General features: G+C 50.1%; 13 protein-coding genes. All 13 read right to left on the reverse strand.

The features are described from left to right. Positions 1-30: 30 nt before the first annotated feature. Complete coding sequence (locus tag GON22_RS00180) at positions 31-1,008, reverse strand: polysaccharide deacetylase family protein (RefSeq protein ID WP_160394113.1); 978 nt, start codon at positions 1,006-1,008, stop codon at positions 31-33. Positions 1,009-1,182: 174 nt separating this feature from the next. Next, positions 1,183-3,288 carry a polyribonucleotide nucleotidyltransferase gene (pnp, locus tag GON22_RS00185; protein WP_160394114.1) on the reverse strand — a complete coding sequence of 702 codons (2,106 nt, stop codon included), beginning with the start codon at positions 3,286-3,288 and terminating at the stop codon, positions 1,183-1,185. Between the two features lie 137 nt (positions 3,289-3,425). Next, entirely contained in the window at positions 3,426-3,695 is a 270-nt protein-coding gene (gene rpsO / locus GON22_RS00190) for a 30S ribosomal protein S15 (protein WP_006036636.1), read from the reverse strand. Between the two features lie 186 nt (positions 3,696-3,881). Next, on the reverse strand, positions 3,882-4,868 hold the full coding sequence (locus GON22_RS00195) for a bifunctional riboflavin kinase/FAD synthetase (protein WP_237178913.1): 987 nt from the start codon (positions 4,866-4,868) through the stop codon (positions 3,882-3,884). A gap of 41 nt (positions 4,869-4,909) precedes the next feature. Next, the gene (gene truB, locus GON22_RS00200) at positions 4,910-5,818 is read right to left on the reverse strand and encodes a tRNA pseudouridine(55) synthase TruB (RefSeq protein ID WP_160394115.1); all 909 of its coding nucleotides are present in this window, start codon (positions 5,816-5,818) and stop codon (positions 4,910-4,912) included. Beyond that, complete coding sequence (locus tag GON22_RS00205; RefSeq protein WP_160394116.1) at positions 5,818-6,819, reverse strand: DHH family phosphoesterase; 1,002 nt, start codon at positions 6,817-6,819, stop codon at positions 5,818-5,820. The genes truB and GON22_RS00205 overlap by 1 nt, the downstream gene beginning before the upstream one ends. Then, positions 6,816-7,172, reverse strand: coding sequence for a 30S ribosome-binding factor RbfA (rbfA, locus tag GON22_RS00210; protein ID WP_160394117.1), 357 nt, complete (start codon positions 7,170-7,172; stop codon positions 6,816-6,818). Before rbfA ends, GON22_RS00205 begins: the two co-directional genes overlap by 4 nt. Positions 7,173-7,179: 7 nt before the next feature. Beyond that, the gene (infB, locus tag GON22_RS00215; RefSeq protein WP_160394118.1) at positions 7,180-10,119 is read right to left on the reverse strand and encodes a translation initiation factor IF-2; all 2,940 of its coding nucleotides are present in this window, start codon (positions 10,117-10,119) and stop codon (positions 7,180-7,182) included. Further along, complete coding sequence (locus GON22_RS00220; protein ID WP_160394119.1) at positions 10,091-10,435, reverse strand: L7Ae/L30e/S12e/Gadd45 family ribosomal protein; 345 nt, start codon at positions 10,433-10,435, stop codon at positions 10,091-10,093. Before GON22_RS00220 ends, infB begins: the two co-directional genes overlap by 29 nt. After that, entirely contained in the window at positions 10,428-10,739 is a 312-nt protein-coding gene (gene rnpM, locus GON22_RS00225) for an RNase P modulator RnpM (protein WP_160394120.1), read from the reverse strand. The genes GON22_RS00220 and rnpM overlap by 8 nt, the downstream gene beginning before the upstream one ends. Before the next feature lie 53 nt (positions 10,740-10,792). Continuing rightward, a complete protein-coding gene (gene nusA, locus GON22_RS00230; RefSeq protein WP_160394121.1) occupies positions 10,793-11,893 on the reverse strand; it encodes a transcription termination factor NusA in 1,101 nt (366 codons plus the stop codon). Positions 11,894-11,930: 37 nt separating this feature from the next. Further along, positions 11,931-12,392 carry a ribosome maturation factor RimP gene (gene rimP / locus GON22_RS00235; protein WP_160394122.1) on the reverse strand — a complete coding sequence of 154 codons (462 nt, stop codon included), beginning with the start codon at positions 12,390-12,392 and terminating at the stop codon, positions 11,931-11,933. A 190-nt stretch (positions 12,393-12,582) separates the two neighbouring features. Continuing rightward, on the reverse strand, positions 12,583-16,902 hold the full coding sequence (locus GON22_RS00240; RefSeq protein WP_160394123.1) for a PolC-type DNA polymerase III: 4,320 nt from the start codon (positions 16,900-16,902) through the stop codon (positions 12,583-12,585). Positions 16,903-16,960: the final 58 nt, after the last annotated feature.

Raw genomic sequence — 16,960 nt, forward strand, 5'->3', positions numbered from 1 at the left:
GTACCACTATAACAAAATAAGTGAGGCTGCTCAACCGTTCGCATCGATTCGATCAGAGGACAACGTCTGGCTGACCGTCCCAATCTGATACCCTTTAGCTTGAATAACTTTAATCATATCCGCCAAAGCATCTCGCGATGATGCCGTTGGATGCATGAGGATCAATGACCCTGGCGCCAGCTTTGATCGAATTCGGGACACAATTGTTGAAGGAGCTGGCTTCATCCAATCGATCGTATCAATCGTCCAAAGCACTGTCCGTAACCCTTGGCTATGCGCGACTTTGACCGTATTTGTATTAAAATCCCCTGACGGAGGAGCGAACCAACGGTTCTTTACGCCCAGCGTCGATTGCAGCAAGCTTTCGGTTTTCACAATTTGTTGATATTGCGCATCCCTGCTTAATTGGCTCATCTTCGGATGGCTATAGGCATGATTGGACATTTCATGGCCATGGGACTGAATTTCTTTGGCGAGCTCTGGGTTGCGCTTCAACCAGCTTCCATCGAGAAAGAATGTCGCCTTCACTTTATAATCGTCAAGGGTTTTAAGTATTGCGCCTATGTACTCATTTCCCCATGCTACATTAATCATAATTGAGACCATCTTCTTATTTGGATTGCCTCGGTAAGTCGGCTCAACGCCAAGATCGTCTAATCCTACCTTAGGCTGAATCTGTTTATAAATAAGCTGCAGGGGGGCACCAGGCGCATTGCCCAAATTAGCCTGATAGGTTCGGTTAACGTCGACCTCTACACCATTATAGCCGGGTATCGCTTTCCACACCCGGTCTACTACTGCATCGACTGGGGCAATTCGGCGTTTCGCCGCTTCCTCATGAATTGATGCCAGCAATCGATCATTCTCACTTATGCCATATGCAGCTTCGGCGGTGCTGCTGCTTGCTTTGATTGACGCAATATAACGGTTCATTGAACCGTTAGCATTCGCTAATAAAACGACAGCGAGCATACAACCAGCCATTGCAATCGTTTTGCCGTACTTCATTCCCGCTCCCCACCTTCCTATGTCTTCAATTTTATGAAAAGAAGGACGAGATTATGCGGTTGTCCGGGCAAAGTAAAAAAGAGACAGATCAAATCTGGCTCTTCATGGCATCACTCATATGATTATGGTGCTGCGTGTGTCTCTCGGCATAGCCGTAAACCTCACGCAGTTCCATTATTGTGCAGGCACTTCCGATTCCGGAGTCAGTACCGCTTTGCGAGACAAATTGATACGTCCTTGTTGATCAATTTCCGTTACTTTCACCGTAATTTGATCCCCGATTTTGAGAACGTCTTCGATTTTTGCGATTCGTTCCGTAGACACTTGCGAAATATGAACGAGACCGTCTTTGTTCGGAAGAATTTCGACGAATGCGCCGAATTTCTCAATCCGCTTAACCGTTCCCAAATAAATTTCGCCAACGACTACTTCTTTCACGATGCCTTCGATAATCGCACGAGCCTTTTGGTTCATCTCTTCATTGGAAGAAGCAATGTAAACCATGCCATCTTGCTCGATGTCGATTTTGACGCCTGTTTCTTCAATAATTTTGTTAATAATTTTGCCGCCAGCACCGATAACATCACGGATTTTATCCGGATTGATGCGAAGCGTCATAATTTTCGGAGCATATTTCGAAAGGTTTTTGCGCGGCTCGCTCATGATATCAAGCATTTTTCCAAGAATGTGCATACGGCCTTCTTTTGCTTGCTCCAAAGCTTGCGTCAAAATCGCACGATCGATGCCTTCGATTTTGATATCCATTTGGATAGCGGTAACGCCTTCAGCCGTTCCTGCAACTTTAAAGTCCATATCGCCGAGGTGGTCTTCCATGCCTTGGATATCGGACAAGATGGAGAAATGCTCTCCGTCTTTAATGAGGCCCATTGCAATGCCCGCTACTGGCGCTTTGATCGGAACGCCTGCATCCATCATTGCGAGCGTGCTCGCGCAAATGCTTGCTTGTGAGGTCGAACCGTTGGACTCAAGGCACTCAGATACAAGACGAATCGTGTACGGGAACTCCGACTCAGGCGGAATCACTTTCGACAATGCACGCTCACCGAGCGCACCATGTCCAATTTCGCGGCGGCCTGGAGGACGCAGCGGACGCGCTTCGCCGACTGAGAATGGCGGGAAGTTGTAGTGATGCATGAAACGTTTGGACTCTTCTGGCGAAATGCCATCCAAGATCTGTACATCGCCGAGAGCGCCGAGCGTACAAACGCTGAGTGCTTGCGTTTGGCCACGCGTGAACAAGCCGGAACCGTGCGTACGTGGCAGCAATGCAACATCGCAATCAATTGGACGAATCTCATTCAAGCCTCGGCCGTCTGGACGAACCTTGTCATGCGTAATGAGGCGGCGAACTTCTTCCTTGACGATGTCGTACAATACTTCCTTCACGTCATCCATCAGTTCAGGCGTTTCTGCATAAATTTCATTGAAATGAGAAACCGTCTCCACGTTGATTGCGTCAATCGCTTCTTGGCGTGCATGCTTCTCAGCAATGCGAATCGCTTGCTTCAAGCGCTCGGATGCATAAGCACGAACGTCAGCGTTAACTTGCTCGTCAACGGCATGCAGCTTCACTTCCATCTTCGTCTTTCCTGCGATGGATTGGAACTCTTCGATTGCTTTCACGATGTTTTTGATCTCGTCGTGTCCGAACATAATCGCTTCGAGCATTACGCTCTCAGGAACTTCGTTCGCTTCCGCTTCAACCATCATGATCGCGTCTTTCGTACCCGCGACGACAACGAAGATATCGCTCAAATCTACTTGTTCTGCTGTCGGGTTGATCACGAATTTGCCATCGATACGCCCGACATTGACGCCGCCAATTGGGCCATTGAAAGGAACATCCGAAATCGACAATGCCGCAGACGTACCGATCATTGCAGCGATTTCTGGCGAACAATCTTGATCAACGCTCATGACAAGGTTCACGATTTGAACATCGTTACGGAAGCCTTCCGGGAACAATGGGCGAATCGGACGGTCCGTTAGACGGCTCGACAAAATCGCTTTTTCGCTTGGACGGCCTTCGCGTTTAATAAATCCGCCTGGAATTTTGCCTACCGCATACAGCTTCTCTTCATAGTTCACCGTTAGCGGGAAGAAGTCCAAATCTTTCGGCTCAGTCGAAGCCGTTACCGTACAGAGAACGACCGTCTCGCCATATCGTACTGTAACAGCAGCGTTAGCTTGTTTCGCCAAACGGCCTGTTTCGAGCACGAGCGGACGACCGCCAAGTGTGAATTCAACTTTTTGCAACATCGTATCCCTCCTGTCAATCTTCATTATTGTGGCTATCATGGTAAATCATGCTGAAATCTGTATCATTACAAAAAGCAACCCGTCGCTGTCCGCCCGTATGACGGGCCGAAAGTTGACCAGGTTGCTTTTCCCCATGCTTATCGGCGAAGGCCGAGTTTTTCGATCAATGCGCTGTAACGTTTAACGTCGTTGTTTTTCAGGTATGCCAGCAGTTTACGGCGCTGACCTACCATTTTGAGCAAACCACGGCGCGAGTGGTGGTCTTTCTTGTGCGTCCGCAAGTGGTTCGTCAAGTTCACGATGTTCTCCGTAAGGATAGCGACTTGAACTTCAGGTGACCCTGTATCGCTCGCGTGTTTCTTGTGCGTATCGATGATTTCATGTTTACGCTCTTGTGTAATTGCCATCCGATGTTCACCTCCTAATCATATAATCGCCATCAGCCTCGTAACCGCCGGTGAGAGCGAGCAACCAAGCTGAGGTTCAATTGCTGCCGGATATAGGCTAACGCCAATTCCAACAACGTCATTCAGTATAGCACAAATGCTAGTCCTATGTAAACTGAACAGCTGCTGCTTATGAATAACACAATGCTAGACAGGCCGTTTGGTCGGGGAAACTATCGCTTCCGCTGCTTGCGCTAAACGATTTTGCGCTTCATCGCGATCTCGGCTAATTTGCGCTATCAGCTCGTCAATTGACTCGAATTTGCGCTCTGCCCGCAGAAAAGCGTGGAACCGAACGGCCATCTTTTGGCCATAAAGATCACCAGCGTAATCTAGCAGATGAACCTCCATAACAGGCGCTGTTTCGCCATCCTTGAAAGTTGGCTTCATGCCATGGTTCATTACCGCAGAATAAGTTACACCACCGACTTCTGCAAAAACCGCATATACGCCAAGCCGAGGCGTGACATATGGCGCTATTAGCCCAAGATTTGCAGTCGGAAATCCGATCGTACGCCCGCGTGCATGGCCATGCACGACCGTTCCTTGCACTTCGTACGCGCGGCCTAGCAAATGTTGTGCGAGCTCGGGATCTCCATCGCTAAGCGCTTCCCTGACATAGGTACTGCTTACCTTCTTGCCATTCAACAACAACGGCTCAACGACCTCTGTCGTGATGCCCAGCTCGCTGCCGAGGGAAGCCAGCTTATCGGCATCCCCTGCACCACGATGCCCGAATCGGAAATCAAAACCGATCAAAGCATGGCGAACGCCGAGCGGTCCGAGTACATCCGATACAAATCGCTCCGGCGATACGTTCGCAAAGTCTTGGTCGAATTTCATAACAAATGTATAGTCGACGCCGAGCTCAGCAAACCGTTCCAGTTTGACATCCAGAGGCGTCAGGCAATTTCCGTACTGCTCGCCTTGCGATAGCACATCTTTGGGATGAGGATGAAATGTCAAAACGGCAGACTTCCGTTGCTGGCTCCGAGCAGCTTCAATTGCACGCCGGATGACATTCTGATGCCCTTTGTGCACGCCGTCAAAATGCCCGATCGCAATCGAAAGCTCCTCACCCGCGTCCATGACCGATGCCATATTCAACGGATAACCAATGGGAATCAATTTCATAGACCTAACACCCGCATTCCACTCATTTTCCAAAACAAAATCTAATTAAATACTTTTACCGGTTTGAGCAGGTTCAAGCTTTGATCCCACTCGAACACGCCAAGAAAACGCCCATCCTCATCATATAAGCGAGCTGGCCCTTCTGGCGCGAGTTCGGCTAATCCCTTCACCCGGTGAGCTGGGAGTTTACGGCCTTGCAAGGCAATTACCGCAGAAGCGGAATCCGTAACGAGCTTGGCCATATGCGAGAGCGCAACATCCGATGGGAGCAATTGCGATTGCAACTGTCCCTCCTGCTGCAAAGCAGCAATTTGCTCGATCGTGTAACAATGTTCGCGCGTTAAGCCTCCAGACATTGTACGCGTCAGTTCTGCCATGGTTGCCGGTACGTTTAGCCTTTTCCCAATATCCACACAAAGCGTTCTGATGTATGTGCCTTTGGAGCATTCCACATCAAAGCGAATGCGTGGACGGCGTTCGTCTTGTACGAATTCCAAGAGGCGAATGCTGTAAATATGCACCTTCCTTGATTTCCGTTCCACCGTTACGCCTTCACGGGCTAACTCATACAGGCGTTTCCCATCAACTTTCAAAGCCGAAAACATAGGCGGCACCTGATCGATCTCGCCGATAAAAGCAGCGAGGGCTGCTTCTACTTCCTCACGCGTGACAGAAACCTTATCCACTTCCTCGACAGGTGTGCCCGTCATATCCTCCGTGTCAGTCGCGATGCCTAGCTGGAGCACTGCTTCATAAGCTTTAGGCCGTTCCTGCAAATATTCAACGACTCGTGTCGCCCGTCCAATGCAGAGTGGAAGGACACCAGTTACTTGAGGATCGAGCGTTCCTGCATGCCCGATGCGCTTAACGCGCGTAATCCCCCGAACTTTAGCCACGACGTCATGGCTAGTCCATCCTGCTGGCTTCCATACTGCCAAGATGCCATCCATTAACTGCTCAACGCCTTTCTAACAGCTTCAACCACTAGTTCAATCGATTCAACCATAGGAGTATCCAATCGACAGCCTGCCGCCCGCACATGCCCGCCACCGCCAAACGACTGCGCGATCGCTGCCACATCTGCACGGCCTGCTGAACGTAGGCTAACCTTTACAGAGCCGTTCAACATCTCTTTGAACAATATGCCAACTTCAACGCCATCCACATTGCGTGCGTAATTCACAAGCCCTTCTAGATCCTCTGGTGCTGCCCCTGTATCTGCTAGGTCAGTTGCTTCTATGTACAACCAGCCAATTGTAGCATCCTGCGAGAAAGAAAGCCGATTAAGTGCAAGCTGCAACAGCTTAAGCTGCGGCATTGTCATTCTTTCAAGCAAATAATCTGCAATCCAATGGCCCGAAACGCCCAGTTGAAGAAGATGAGATGCGATTTCCATCACGCGAGGTGTTGTGTTCGAATAGCGGAAGCCGCCTGTGTCTGTCAATAAACCTGTATAAATAGCAGTAGCAACCGGTTCATCCAATTGGATTGCCGCTTGCTCGAGCAGTTCATACAAAATTTCAACAGTTGCAGCAGCGAAAGGCAAAACGAGGTTAACGGAGCCAAATAAATCGTTGGTTGGATGGTGGTCAATATTAAGCAGCTCGTAACCTTCTGCAAAGCAGCTTGCAACATCGCCAATTCGCCTAAAATCAGCGCAGTCCACGGCAATAATTCGTTGATAGGTACGTTCTGGTTTGTTGAGGCTATAGTTAACAATCGTATTTGACTGATGAAGATAATGAAGCCGTGAAGGAGATGCGCCTTCATTAATTAAAGTGTATCGTTTGCCAAGCTTCCCTAACAGCCATCCAATGACGACTGTTGAGCTGATGGCATCGCCATCCGGCTGTACGTGAGAGACGACTAAGAAGTCGTCTCCTTCACGCATGAATGCCAACGCTTGTTCAAGCAGATCAGCTATCGGCACATAAACCGTGGAGCCGCTCATAGCGAACGCTCTCCACCGTTAATTTGCTCAAGCAATGCTTCAATTCTGCTGCCATACGCAATGCTCGCATCAAATTTGAATAGAAGCACTGGCGTATGGCGCAGACGCATACGCTTGCCTAGTTCTGACCGGATAAAGCCTGTTCCTCTTGCGATGGCCTTGAGCGTTTCTTCCTTCTGCTCATCGCTGCCAAGCACGCTGAGGTACACTTTCGCTTGAGACAAATCGTTGGTTACATCAACGCCGGTAACGGTAATAAACCCGATGCGCGGATCTTTTAATTCCGTCTGGATAATTTGGCTCAGCTCTTTCTTAATCTGCTCGCCGACCCGTCCCACTCGGACTTTTGCCATTACGCGATCACCTCTCTACCTTTTCCATGACGAAGGCTTCGAAGATGTCCCCTTCTTGGATGTCGTTAAACTTGTCAAGCGTGATGCCGCACTCATAGCCTTGTGCAACTTCTTTAGCATCATCCTTGTAACGTTTCAGCGAGTCGATCTTGCCAGTGAACAAGACGATGCCGCCGCGAGTTAGGCGAGCTTCTGCCGAACGTGTGATTTTGCCGTCCGTTACCATGCAACCAGCGATCGTACCGACCTTGGTTACTTTGAACAGGTTGCGAACTTCTGCATGACCAATAACAACTTCCTTGAACACCGGATCTAGCATGCCCTTCATCGCGTGTTCAATTTCATCAATAACATTGTAAATAATGTTATGGAGACGAACATCGACTTTCTCCTGCTCCGCAGCTGCACTAGCTTGCGGTTCTGGACGAACGTTAAAGCCGATTACGATTGCATTGGATGCAGAAGCCAAATTAACATCGGATTCTGTTACAGCGCCAGCGCCGCTATGAATGACTCTGACGCGAACGCCTTCGATGTCGATTTTCGCAAGCGCGCCTTTCAATGCCTCTACCGAACCCTGTACGTCACCTTTAATGATGACATTCAGATCCTTGATTTCGCCTTCTTTAATATGCTTGTAAAGGTCATCCAGCGTAACGCGAGTCGTCGTCGTAAGCTCGGATTGGCGAGCTTTCGTTGCACGCGTTTCGGCAATTTGACGTGCTTTGCGCTCGTCTTCGAATGCCAGGAACGGATCGCCTGCAAGCGGAACTTCTGTCAAACCTGTAATTTCCACCGGAGTCGATGGGCCTGCTTCTTTCAGGCGGCGGCCTTTGTCGTTAACCATTGCGCGAACGCGGCCAAAGCTGTTGCCAGCTACGAAAGCATCGCCGACTTTGAGCGTACCATGCTGTACGAGAACCCGTGCTACTGGGCCTTTGCCTTTGTCGAGCTCGGCTTCAAGAACCGTACCGCGAGCGCGTTTGTTCGGGTTCGCTTTGTAGTCGTTCACTTCCGCAACGAGCAAGATCATTTCAAGCAGGCCTTCTAAGTTAATGCGCTGCTTCGCTGACAGGTTAACGAAGATCGTATCTCCGCCCCACTCTTCCGGTACGAGGCCGTATTCAGTCAGCTCTTGCTTGATTTTATCCGGATTAGCGCCTTCTTTATCGATTTTGTTAACCGCAACGATGATCGGTACGCCAGCTGCCTTAGCATGGTTTACCGCTTCAACTGTTTGTGGCATAACACCGTCGTCAGCAGCTACTACGATAATGGTAATGTCCGTTACTTGTGCACCGCGGGCACGCATGAGCGTAAACGCTTCGTGGCCAGGGGTATCAAGGAACGTAATTTTCTTATGGTTAACTTCGACTTGGTAAGCACCGATATGCTGCGTAATGCCGCCTGCCTCGCCGCTTGTTACGTTGGATTGGCGAATTGCATCAAGCAATGTCGTCTTGCCGTGGTCAACGTGGCCCATAATCGTAACAACAGCTGGACGTGCTTCCAAATCGGACTCTTCGTCATTTTCTTCCACTGTCTCGAATTGGTCATCCTCGACGCGGATCTTGATCTCTACTTCTTCAACACCCAGTTCCGTAGCGATCAATTGAATCGTATCCAGATCAACCTCTTGGTTGATGGTTGCCATTACGCCCATGAAGATCAGCTTCTTGATGACTTCCGAAGCATCCTTATGGAGCAGCTTCGCAAGCTCGCCAACCGTCATATTGCCGCGAACGATAATTTTCTTCGGCGTGTTGTCAATTTTCTCGCGGTGGACTTGTGGTGCGTTGCCACGGCCGTTTCTGCCGCCTTTGCCTCCACGCCCGTTGCCACGGAAGTTGCCGCCTTTGCCATCATCAAAACGCCTGCTGCCGTTATTGTTGTTGCCGCCTGGCTTCGTCTTTCTCGATGCCCAGTTATTGCCGCTGTTGTCCGACGGGCGTGCGCCTTGGCCCGAACGGGAGTCAGTCGCTCTGCTCGTGCCGCTTGGTGCGCCACCGCGCGGTGCAGACCCTTGCGAGCCGCCGCCAAATCCGCCTGGACGTCCACCGCCCTGGCCTGGTGGACGGCTTCCGCCCTGTCCGCCTTGGCCGCTAGGACCGCGATATCCGCCACCTTGGCCGCCTTGGCCTGGTGGACGGCTTCCGCCCTGTCCGCCTTGGCCGCTAGGACCGCGGTATCCGCCGCCTTGGCCGCCTTGGCCTGGTGGACGGCTTCCGCCCTGTCCGCCTTGGCCGCTAGGACCGCGGTATCCGCCGCCTTGGCCGCCTTGGCCTGGTGGACGGCTTCCGCCCTGTCCGCCTTGGCCGCGATATCCGCCACCTTGGCCACCTTGGCCTGGCGGACGGCTTCCGCCCTGCCCGCCTTGGCCGCGGTATCCGCCTTGGCCGCCTTGCCCTTGTGGGCGGCTTCCGCCCTGTCCGCCTTGGCCGCGGTATCCGCCGCCGCCTTGGCCCGATTGTTGCTGACGTGGAGCTTGTTGTTGTGTCGGCTGTTGTGCCGTATTGCGCTGTTCTTCGCGCGGCTCCTGTTGCTCGCCTTGTTGGTTGGATGTATTCGTAGTCGTTTTAATAGAATTCATAGTCCCCTGTCTATCCTGTATAAGATTTTTTGGTTCTGATGAAGGCTGAACCGAAGCCTGTTCAGTAGCCGCGCTTGGCTTGTGCTGCTCAGGTTGGCGCTGCTGCTTAGCAGCGGACGAAACCGTCGCGCTTTCCGAAGCTCGCTTCACTGCGGCGTTCTGCTTAATATCACGGAAAAATCCTTCAACTTTGGAGACCATTTGGTTCTCCATAACACTCATATGATTGTTGACTGGCAAATCCAGCCGTTTCAAAATCGTAATGATTTCTTTACTGCTCATGTTGAGCGATTTGGCATATTCGTATACGCGAAGCTTATCTTTATTGTTATCCTTGCTGTCCGGTTGTTTTGTCAATATGGTCCACCTCCGAATATGAGGTCAACTGGGTGGCAATCATACGGGCAAAGCCAGCATCGGTTACTGCGATAAGCACCCGCGCTTCCTTGCCAATTGCCTTGCCCAGTTCCACTCGATCGAACGCTTCAGCCAATTTCACGTTATAAAACCCGCATTTGTCACGAAATTTTTTCTTCGTGTTGTCTGAAGCATCCCCCGCAACGATGACTAGATGTGCTTTACCTTGACGTATAGACTTTAATACCGTGTCATCACCTGTAACAAGCTTGCCAGCTCTCATTGCCATGCCGAGATGCGAAAGTGCTTTACTCATCGTCCCCTGCACGCTCCTTGCCAGCAACAAAATCCACCTCAACTGCGATAAAGTCCTGCTCCAGTTGGTCGTAGATAGCCGGCTCCACCTGGGCCTTAAGCGCCCGATCGAATGACCTGCTCTTCTTCGCCAACCGGAAACAGCTGACTTGTCCGCATAAGTATGCGCCCCTGCCTGCTTTCTTTCCTGTCAAGTCGATAAGCACATCCCCATCCGGCGTCCGAACGACGCGAATGAGTTCTTTCTTCGCTTTCATTTCTTGGCATGCTACGCATTTGCGCAATGGCACCTTTCTCGGTCTCACCGTGCATCCCCCCTTTCCGAAGCAAGCTTTTCTCTTTAATGCCGATTAGTAAATTAATCGATAGAGACGGAATCTTGATGCATCGTATCCGACTCGTCCGATTTAGGGCGCCCGAACTCTTGTTCAGCCTGCGTCTCGCTTTTGATATCGATTTTCCAGCCTGTCAGCTTCGCCGCAAGACGGGCATTCTGGCCTTTAATGCCGATTGCAAGAGATAGTTGATAATCGGGTACGATTACGCGAGCCATCTTCTCCTGTTCAAATACGATTACTTCAAGCACCTTCGAAGGGCTCAGTGCGTTTGCTACATATTCGTCGATATTTTCCGACCAGCGGACAATATCGATCTTCTCGCCCTTCAGCTCGTTGACAATCGTCTGAACACGCATGCCTTTAGGACCAACGCATGAACCAACAGGATCAACTTCAGCGTTGCGCGAGTGAACCGCAATCTTCGAACGGAAGCCCGCTTCGCGTGCGACCGAGCGAATCTCTACAACGCCGTCATAGATCTCAGGCACTTCAAGCTCGAACAACCGCTTCAACAGTCCTGGATGTGTCCGGGACATGATGATTTGCGGCCCTTTGGTCGTGTTTTCAACTTTCGTAATAAACGATTTGACACGGTCGCCATGCTTAAACTTGTCGGTAGGCATCAATTCTGTAAGCGGAAGCACTGCTTCTACCTTGCCTAAATCAACAAACAGATTACGCGTATCTTGACGCTGAACGATACCATTGACGATATCTTCTTCTTTATCAATAAACGCGTTATAAATAAGTCCCCGTTCTGCTTCGCGAATGCGCTGCGTTACGACTTGCTTCGCGGTTTGTGCCGCAATACGGCCAAAGTCACGCGGAGTCACTTCGATATCAGCGATGTCATCGAGCTGGTAATGAGGGTTAACTTCCCTCGCAGCCTCAACGGTTATTTCCATGCGCGAGTCGAGCACCTCGTCGACAACCGTTTTACGCGCATACACTTTGATTACGCCCGTAAAACGGTTCACGTCGACGCGCACGTTCTGCGCAGTGTTAAAATTGCGCTTATAGCTGGAAATGAGCGCTGCTTCAATTGCATCAATAAGGATATCCTTACTGATCCCTTTCTCTCGCTCGATTTCCTGCAAAGCTTCAATAAACTCCATGCTCATTAGAATGAGCTCCCCCTTTCATACAAAAACAAACGTGCTAGAATACGATAGCCAATCGTGCGGAAGCAACCTTCGCATACGGGATCTCAAAATTTCGTTGGCCCTCACGTATCGATACAACTTCCCCGTTGAACGACTGCAGCAAGCCTTCAAATTCCTTCTGGCCCTGAACAGGTTCATACGTTGTCATATAGACATGCTTCCCGACAGCTTTATGCACGTCTTCCGGTTTCTTAAGCGGACGCTCCGCACCAGGTGATGAGACCTCAAGAAAATAGGCATCCGTAATCGGATCCTTCTGGTCGAGCTGCTCGCTCAAATATTCGCTGACACGACCGCATTCATCAATGTCAATGCCGCCTTCCTTATCAACGAAAACGCGAAGGAACCAATTGCTGCCTTCCTTCACATATTCCACGTCCACAAGCTCGAACCCATTCTCGTCAATGAAAGGTTTAACCATTTCTTCAACGGTGCTTTTGATTATCGAAATGCTCAAATGTTACGGACCTCCCGAATATGACAATGGAAAAATGGCGAGACAAAACGTAAAGAGTGGGTTTCCCCACTCTTCGTTAGCCAGCCTATCCACATCTTTACCAGAAAAATTATAACATAACCATATCACAGGTGACAACCGCCTATTCGAAAAGCGCAGGCGCTATCAGCGTTGCGGCTGTTCTCCACTACTAGAAGAGCGAGAGCTGATTCGATTCCGGCAATCCCCGGAAGCAGCCCATCGATCCAAGCACCTCGATAATCGTCTTAGTCGCCTTGGACTTCATTTGGAAGTCTTCAATCGATAAAAATTCGCCATCATCCCTTGAAGCAGCAATATTGCGTGCCGCGTTGTCTCCAATTCCAGCAATCGCAGCGAACGGCGGTATGAGCGATTTGTCATCCACGATAAACTTCGTCGCATCCGAACGGTACAAATCGATAGGCTTGAACGAAAATCCACGAGCGGTCATTTCAAGCGCCATCTCCAGCAGCGAGACGCTGTTCTTTTCCTTTGGCGTGGCGTTGAAACCCTTCTCCTCAATTTCGACTAGCCTTCTCATGATTGCTTCATAACCTTGGCATAGCAGATCAAGGTCGAAGTCCTCTGCACGAACAGTAAAATACGTCGCATAGTATTGAATCGGGTAATAGAGCTTAAAGAATGCGGTACGAACGGCCGAGATGACGTAAGCAGCAGCATGCGCTTTCGGGAACATGTACTCGATTTTGAGGCAAGAATCAATGTACCACTGCGGCACTTTGCATCGCTTCATCTCTTCGATCCACTCTGGCGTTAGCCCTCTGCCTTTACGTACGCTCTCGGTAATTTTGAACGCAAGCGCAGCATCCATTCCCGCCTTATAAATAAGGAAGAGCATGATTTCATCCCGGCAACCGATTACGGTTTTGATCGTACAGGTGTTATTTTTGATTAGTTCTTGTGCATTGCCCAGCCAAACGCCCGTACCATGTGAAAGGCCCGATATTTGGAGCAAATCCGCAAAGGTTGACGGCTTTGTTTCCTCAAGCATTTGCCGTACGAACTTCGTGCCCATCTCTGGAACGCCGTAGGTCGCAACAGCCGAACGGATCTGCTGTGGCATTACGCCGAGCGCATCCGTCGAGTTAAACATGCTCATAACCTTCGGGTCATTCATCGGAATTGTCGTCGGGTCCACGTCAGTCAAATCCTGCAGCATCCGCATCATCGTTGGATCATCGTGCCCGAGTATATCAAGCTTAAGCAAGTTTTCTTCGAAGGCATGGTAGTCAAAATGGGTCGTTTTCCACTCGGCAGTCACGTCATCCGCCGGATATTGAACCGGTGTTACGTCCTCAACTTCGATATAGGTAGGAACAACGACGATGCCGCCTGGATGCTGTCCCGAGCTGCGCTTCACGCCTGTACAGCCGGAAGCAAGCCGGCTAAGCTCTGCTCCACGCCATTTCTTCCCTTGCTCCTCCTCATACTTCTTGGCAAACCCATACGCCGTTTTCTCAGCAACTGTACCAATCGTGCCCGCACGGAATACGTTTTTATCGCCAAACATAATCTTCGTATAGTTATGGGCAATCGGTTGATATTCACCAGAGAAGTTCAAGTCGATATCGGGAACTTTGTCCCCCTTAAATCCAAGGAACGTCTCGAACGGAATATCCTGCCCTTCGCCTCTCATGTTCGTTCCGCAGTTCGGGCATGCCTTGTTCGGCAAGTCGAACCCGCTGCGAATGCTGCCGTCCAGGAACCATTCGCTGTGCTTACATGCTTCGTTCGGGCACAAGTAATGCGGCGGGAGCGGATTAACTTCCGAAATGCCAAGGAACGTTGCTACGATTGATGAGCCTACGGAACCCCGAGAACCAACCAGATAGCCGTCTTGGTTCGATTTTTTTACCAAACGCTCGGAAATCAAATAGTTGGCAGAGAAGCCATAGCCGATAATCGGAACAAGCTCTTTCTCTAGCCGCTGCACGATAACGTCTGGCACTTCTTCACCGTAGAGGCGCTTGGCCGTATCATAACAGGTCGTCCGAATTTCTTCTTCTGCCCCTTCGATAATTGGCGTAAATAGCTTAGAAGGGAACATGTCGAACTTCTCAAATCGGTCTGCCAGCTCGTTCGTGTTGCGCACGACAACTTCGAATGCCTTGTCTTCGCCAAGGAAAGCGAATTCCCGAAGCATCTCGTCCGTTGTCCGGAAATGCGCGTCCGGCTTGCGCATCCCTTTGAGCGGGCTGAAGCCTGTAATGCCTTGAATGGTAATATCACGGAACACTTTGTCACGCGGGTTCAAATAATGCACGTTCCCCGTTGCAATGACCATCTTGTCCAGCTTTGCCCCTATTCGGATAACCCGGCGGAGCGCCTCTTCAATCTCTGCCCTGCTGCTTACTAAGCCTTTCTCAACGAGATGCATATAAAAGTCGACAGGCTGGATTTCAAGGACATCATAGTACTGTGCAACATCCTCGGCTTCTTCCTCGGTCTTATTGAGCACACTCTCGAAAAATTCGCCCTTCTCGCAGCCGGAAATGATCAGCAGTCCTTCGCGAAGCGATGTAAGCTTGCTCTTCGGAATGCATGCGACCCGTTTGAAATGCTCTGTATGCGAAAGCGAAATCAGCTTAAACAAATTTTTCTTCCCTACAGCGTTTAAGGCGTAAATTCCGCAATGGAAAGGACGGCTATTGGACAGGTCCAAGCCGGCATAGTCATTTAATTGATGAAGGCCCGTTACATTGCGTTCGTTACAGTCTTTGATCAAGCCATATAAAATGCCGCCTAATGCGATGGAATCGTCGATCGCGCGGTGATGGTTTTCAAGATTGATTTTATAACGGGCCGATAGCGTGTTGAGCCTATGATTTTTCATCGTCGGATGAAGGAAACGTGCAAGTTCTAGCGTATCGAGCACCGGATTCATAATCTCTGGCAATCCAATCGCTTTACAATTCGCCTGAAGAAAACCGATATCGAACCGGGCATTATGGGCTACTAAGACGCAATCGCCAATAAACGAAATAAACTCACGAAGCTTCGGCTCAAGCTCTGGCGCATCTGCGACCATTTCATCCGTAATATTCGTTAACTGCTGGATATGATAAGGTATTTTCTCGTGCGGATTAATGAATGTGGAGAACCGGCCAATTTCTTGTCCGCCACGCATCTTTACGCCCGCGAGCTCGATAATTTTGCAATTAATGATCGACAAGCCCGTAGTCTCGATATCAAATACGACATATTCGGTATCCGCAAGCGTCTCTTCCCTCGGATTGATGACCATCGGTACCGCATCATTGATGACGTTCGCTTCTAAGCCAAACAACACGTTAATGCCATGCTTCTTGGCCGCTTTCGCTGCCTCTGGATAACAGTGCACATTGCTATGGTCAGTAACCGCTATTGCCTTATGTCCCCATTTGGCGGCGGTCTTCACATAATCGCTAATCGAAGCAACAGCATCCATCGTACTCATCGTGGAGTGCAAATGGAATTCTACCCGTTTCTCAGCCGCTTCATCTTTTCGGTCAGCAGGCGCTTTTACTTCATGCAAATCATTGGGCATCATAACGAGCTCAGGCTCCATCATGAAACGATCGTATTCGACGCGCCCTCTTGCTTTAATCCATTTGCCATTCGACAGCTGGCTGAGTATTTTAACGTCTTCCTTCGTCTTCGCAAACATTTTCATTGCAATCGAATCCGAGAAGTCAGTGACGTTAAAAGTGAACAAGGTGCTGCCGTTTCGCAGCTCCTTCGATTCCAAGCCGAATACGGTACCTTGAACCGCGATCTTCTTCTCTTCTTCCCGAATATTCATAATTGGAACAGCCTCGTCCCGAATATCATACCCGACAGCCAACGGCAGTTCGCCATCGTCCACCGGTTCGTCAAACGATTCTGGTGGCGAGCTTTCCATGATTTGCTGTATCGCTTCGCGCTCTTCCCGCTCCACTTTGCGCTGAAACTCTTCATAGGCTTCTTGCCGTCCCTGATTGCTCTGTGCGCCTGCTTTCAGCTTCACATGCACAGTCCGGGCGAATCGGTCCATATAAAAGCGAGCAACCGCCTCATCAATACCCTTTTTCTTCGCTAATTCTAGGCCTGTGGCATCCATCATGCTCAAGGTAAACTGGTCGCCATCCGCTTCATATCCAGCTCGTGAAAGCCAGCCATTCACGGAAGCCATCTCCCGCTGTGCCCATTTTACGAACAACGGCCAATATTCTTGTGTAATGGCTGACGTTTCAACCGATTGGTCATAATGCATAACGACTGTGATCGCCGCGATATGGGATAACCGTTCAGAAACCGCTCTGCAAAATAAAGAAAAGGAAGCCCACGGCACGATCGCCGTTTTGTGAAGGTGAATCGTCCATTCACGATTGCTCTCGCTTACGACGACACGTTCAATCTGCCCATCTTGAAAGTTAGACCGCATCAAATCTGCGGGAATTTGTGCTTGGTTCATAAGCAGCTCAAACCGTTCACGCTTATGATTAGTCATGTGCCTCTTGCCCCTTCCATCGGCCTTGTACCCGTACTCATCGACAAGTGTCTAGCCA

Source organism: Paenibacillus sp. MMS18-CY102 (assembly GCF_009789195.1).
Classification (GTDB): domain Bacteria; phylum Bacillota; class Bacilli; order Paenibacillales; family Paenibacillaceae; genus Paenibacillus_T.

Excerpts from the sequence above, each read along its gene's own strand:
- GON22_RS00180 (WP_160394113.1), bottom strand. The coding sequence starts at position 1,008 with ATGAAGTACGGCAAAACGATTGCAATGGCTGGTTGTATGCTCGCTGTC.
- pnp (WP_160394114.1), bottom strand. The coding sequence starts at position 3,288 with ATGTTGCAAAAAGTTGAATTCACACTTGGCGGTCGTCCGCTCGTGCTC.
- rpsO (WP_006036636.1), bottom strand. The coding sequence starts at position 3,695 with ATGGCAATTACACAAGAGCGTAAACATGAAATCATCGATACGCACAAG.
- GON22_RS00195 (WP_237178913.1), bottom strand. The coding sequence starts at position 4,868 with ATGAAATTGATTCCCATTGGTTATCCGTTGAATATGGCATCGGTCATG.
- truB (WP_160394115.1), bottom strand. The coding sequence starts at position 5,818 with ATGGATGGCATCTTGGCAGTATGGAAGCCAGCAGGATGGACTAGCCAT.
- GON22_RS00205 (WP_160394116.1), bottom strand. The coding sequence starts at position 6,819 with ATGAGCGGCTCCACGGTTTATGTGCCGATAGCTGATCTGCTTGAACAA.
- rbfA (WP_160394117.1), bottom strand. The coding sequence starts at position 7,172 with ATGGCAAAAGTCCGAGTGGGACGGGTCGGCGAGCAGATTAAGAAAGAG.
- GON22_RS00220 (WP_160394119.1), bottom strand. The coding sequence starts at position 10,435 with ATGAGTAAAGCACTTTCGCATCTCGGCATGGCAATGAGAGCTGGCAAG.
- nusA (WP_160394121.1), bottom strand. The coding sequence starts at position 11,893 with ATGAGCATGGAGTTTATTGAAGCTTTGCAGGAAATCGAGCGAGAGAAA.
- GON22_RS00240 (WP_160394123.1), bottom strand. The coding sequence starts at position 16,902 with ATGACTAATCATAAGCGTGAACGGTTTGAGCTGCTTATGAACCAAGCA.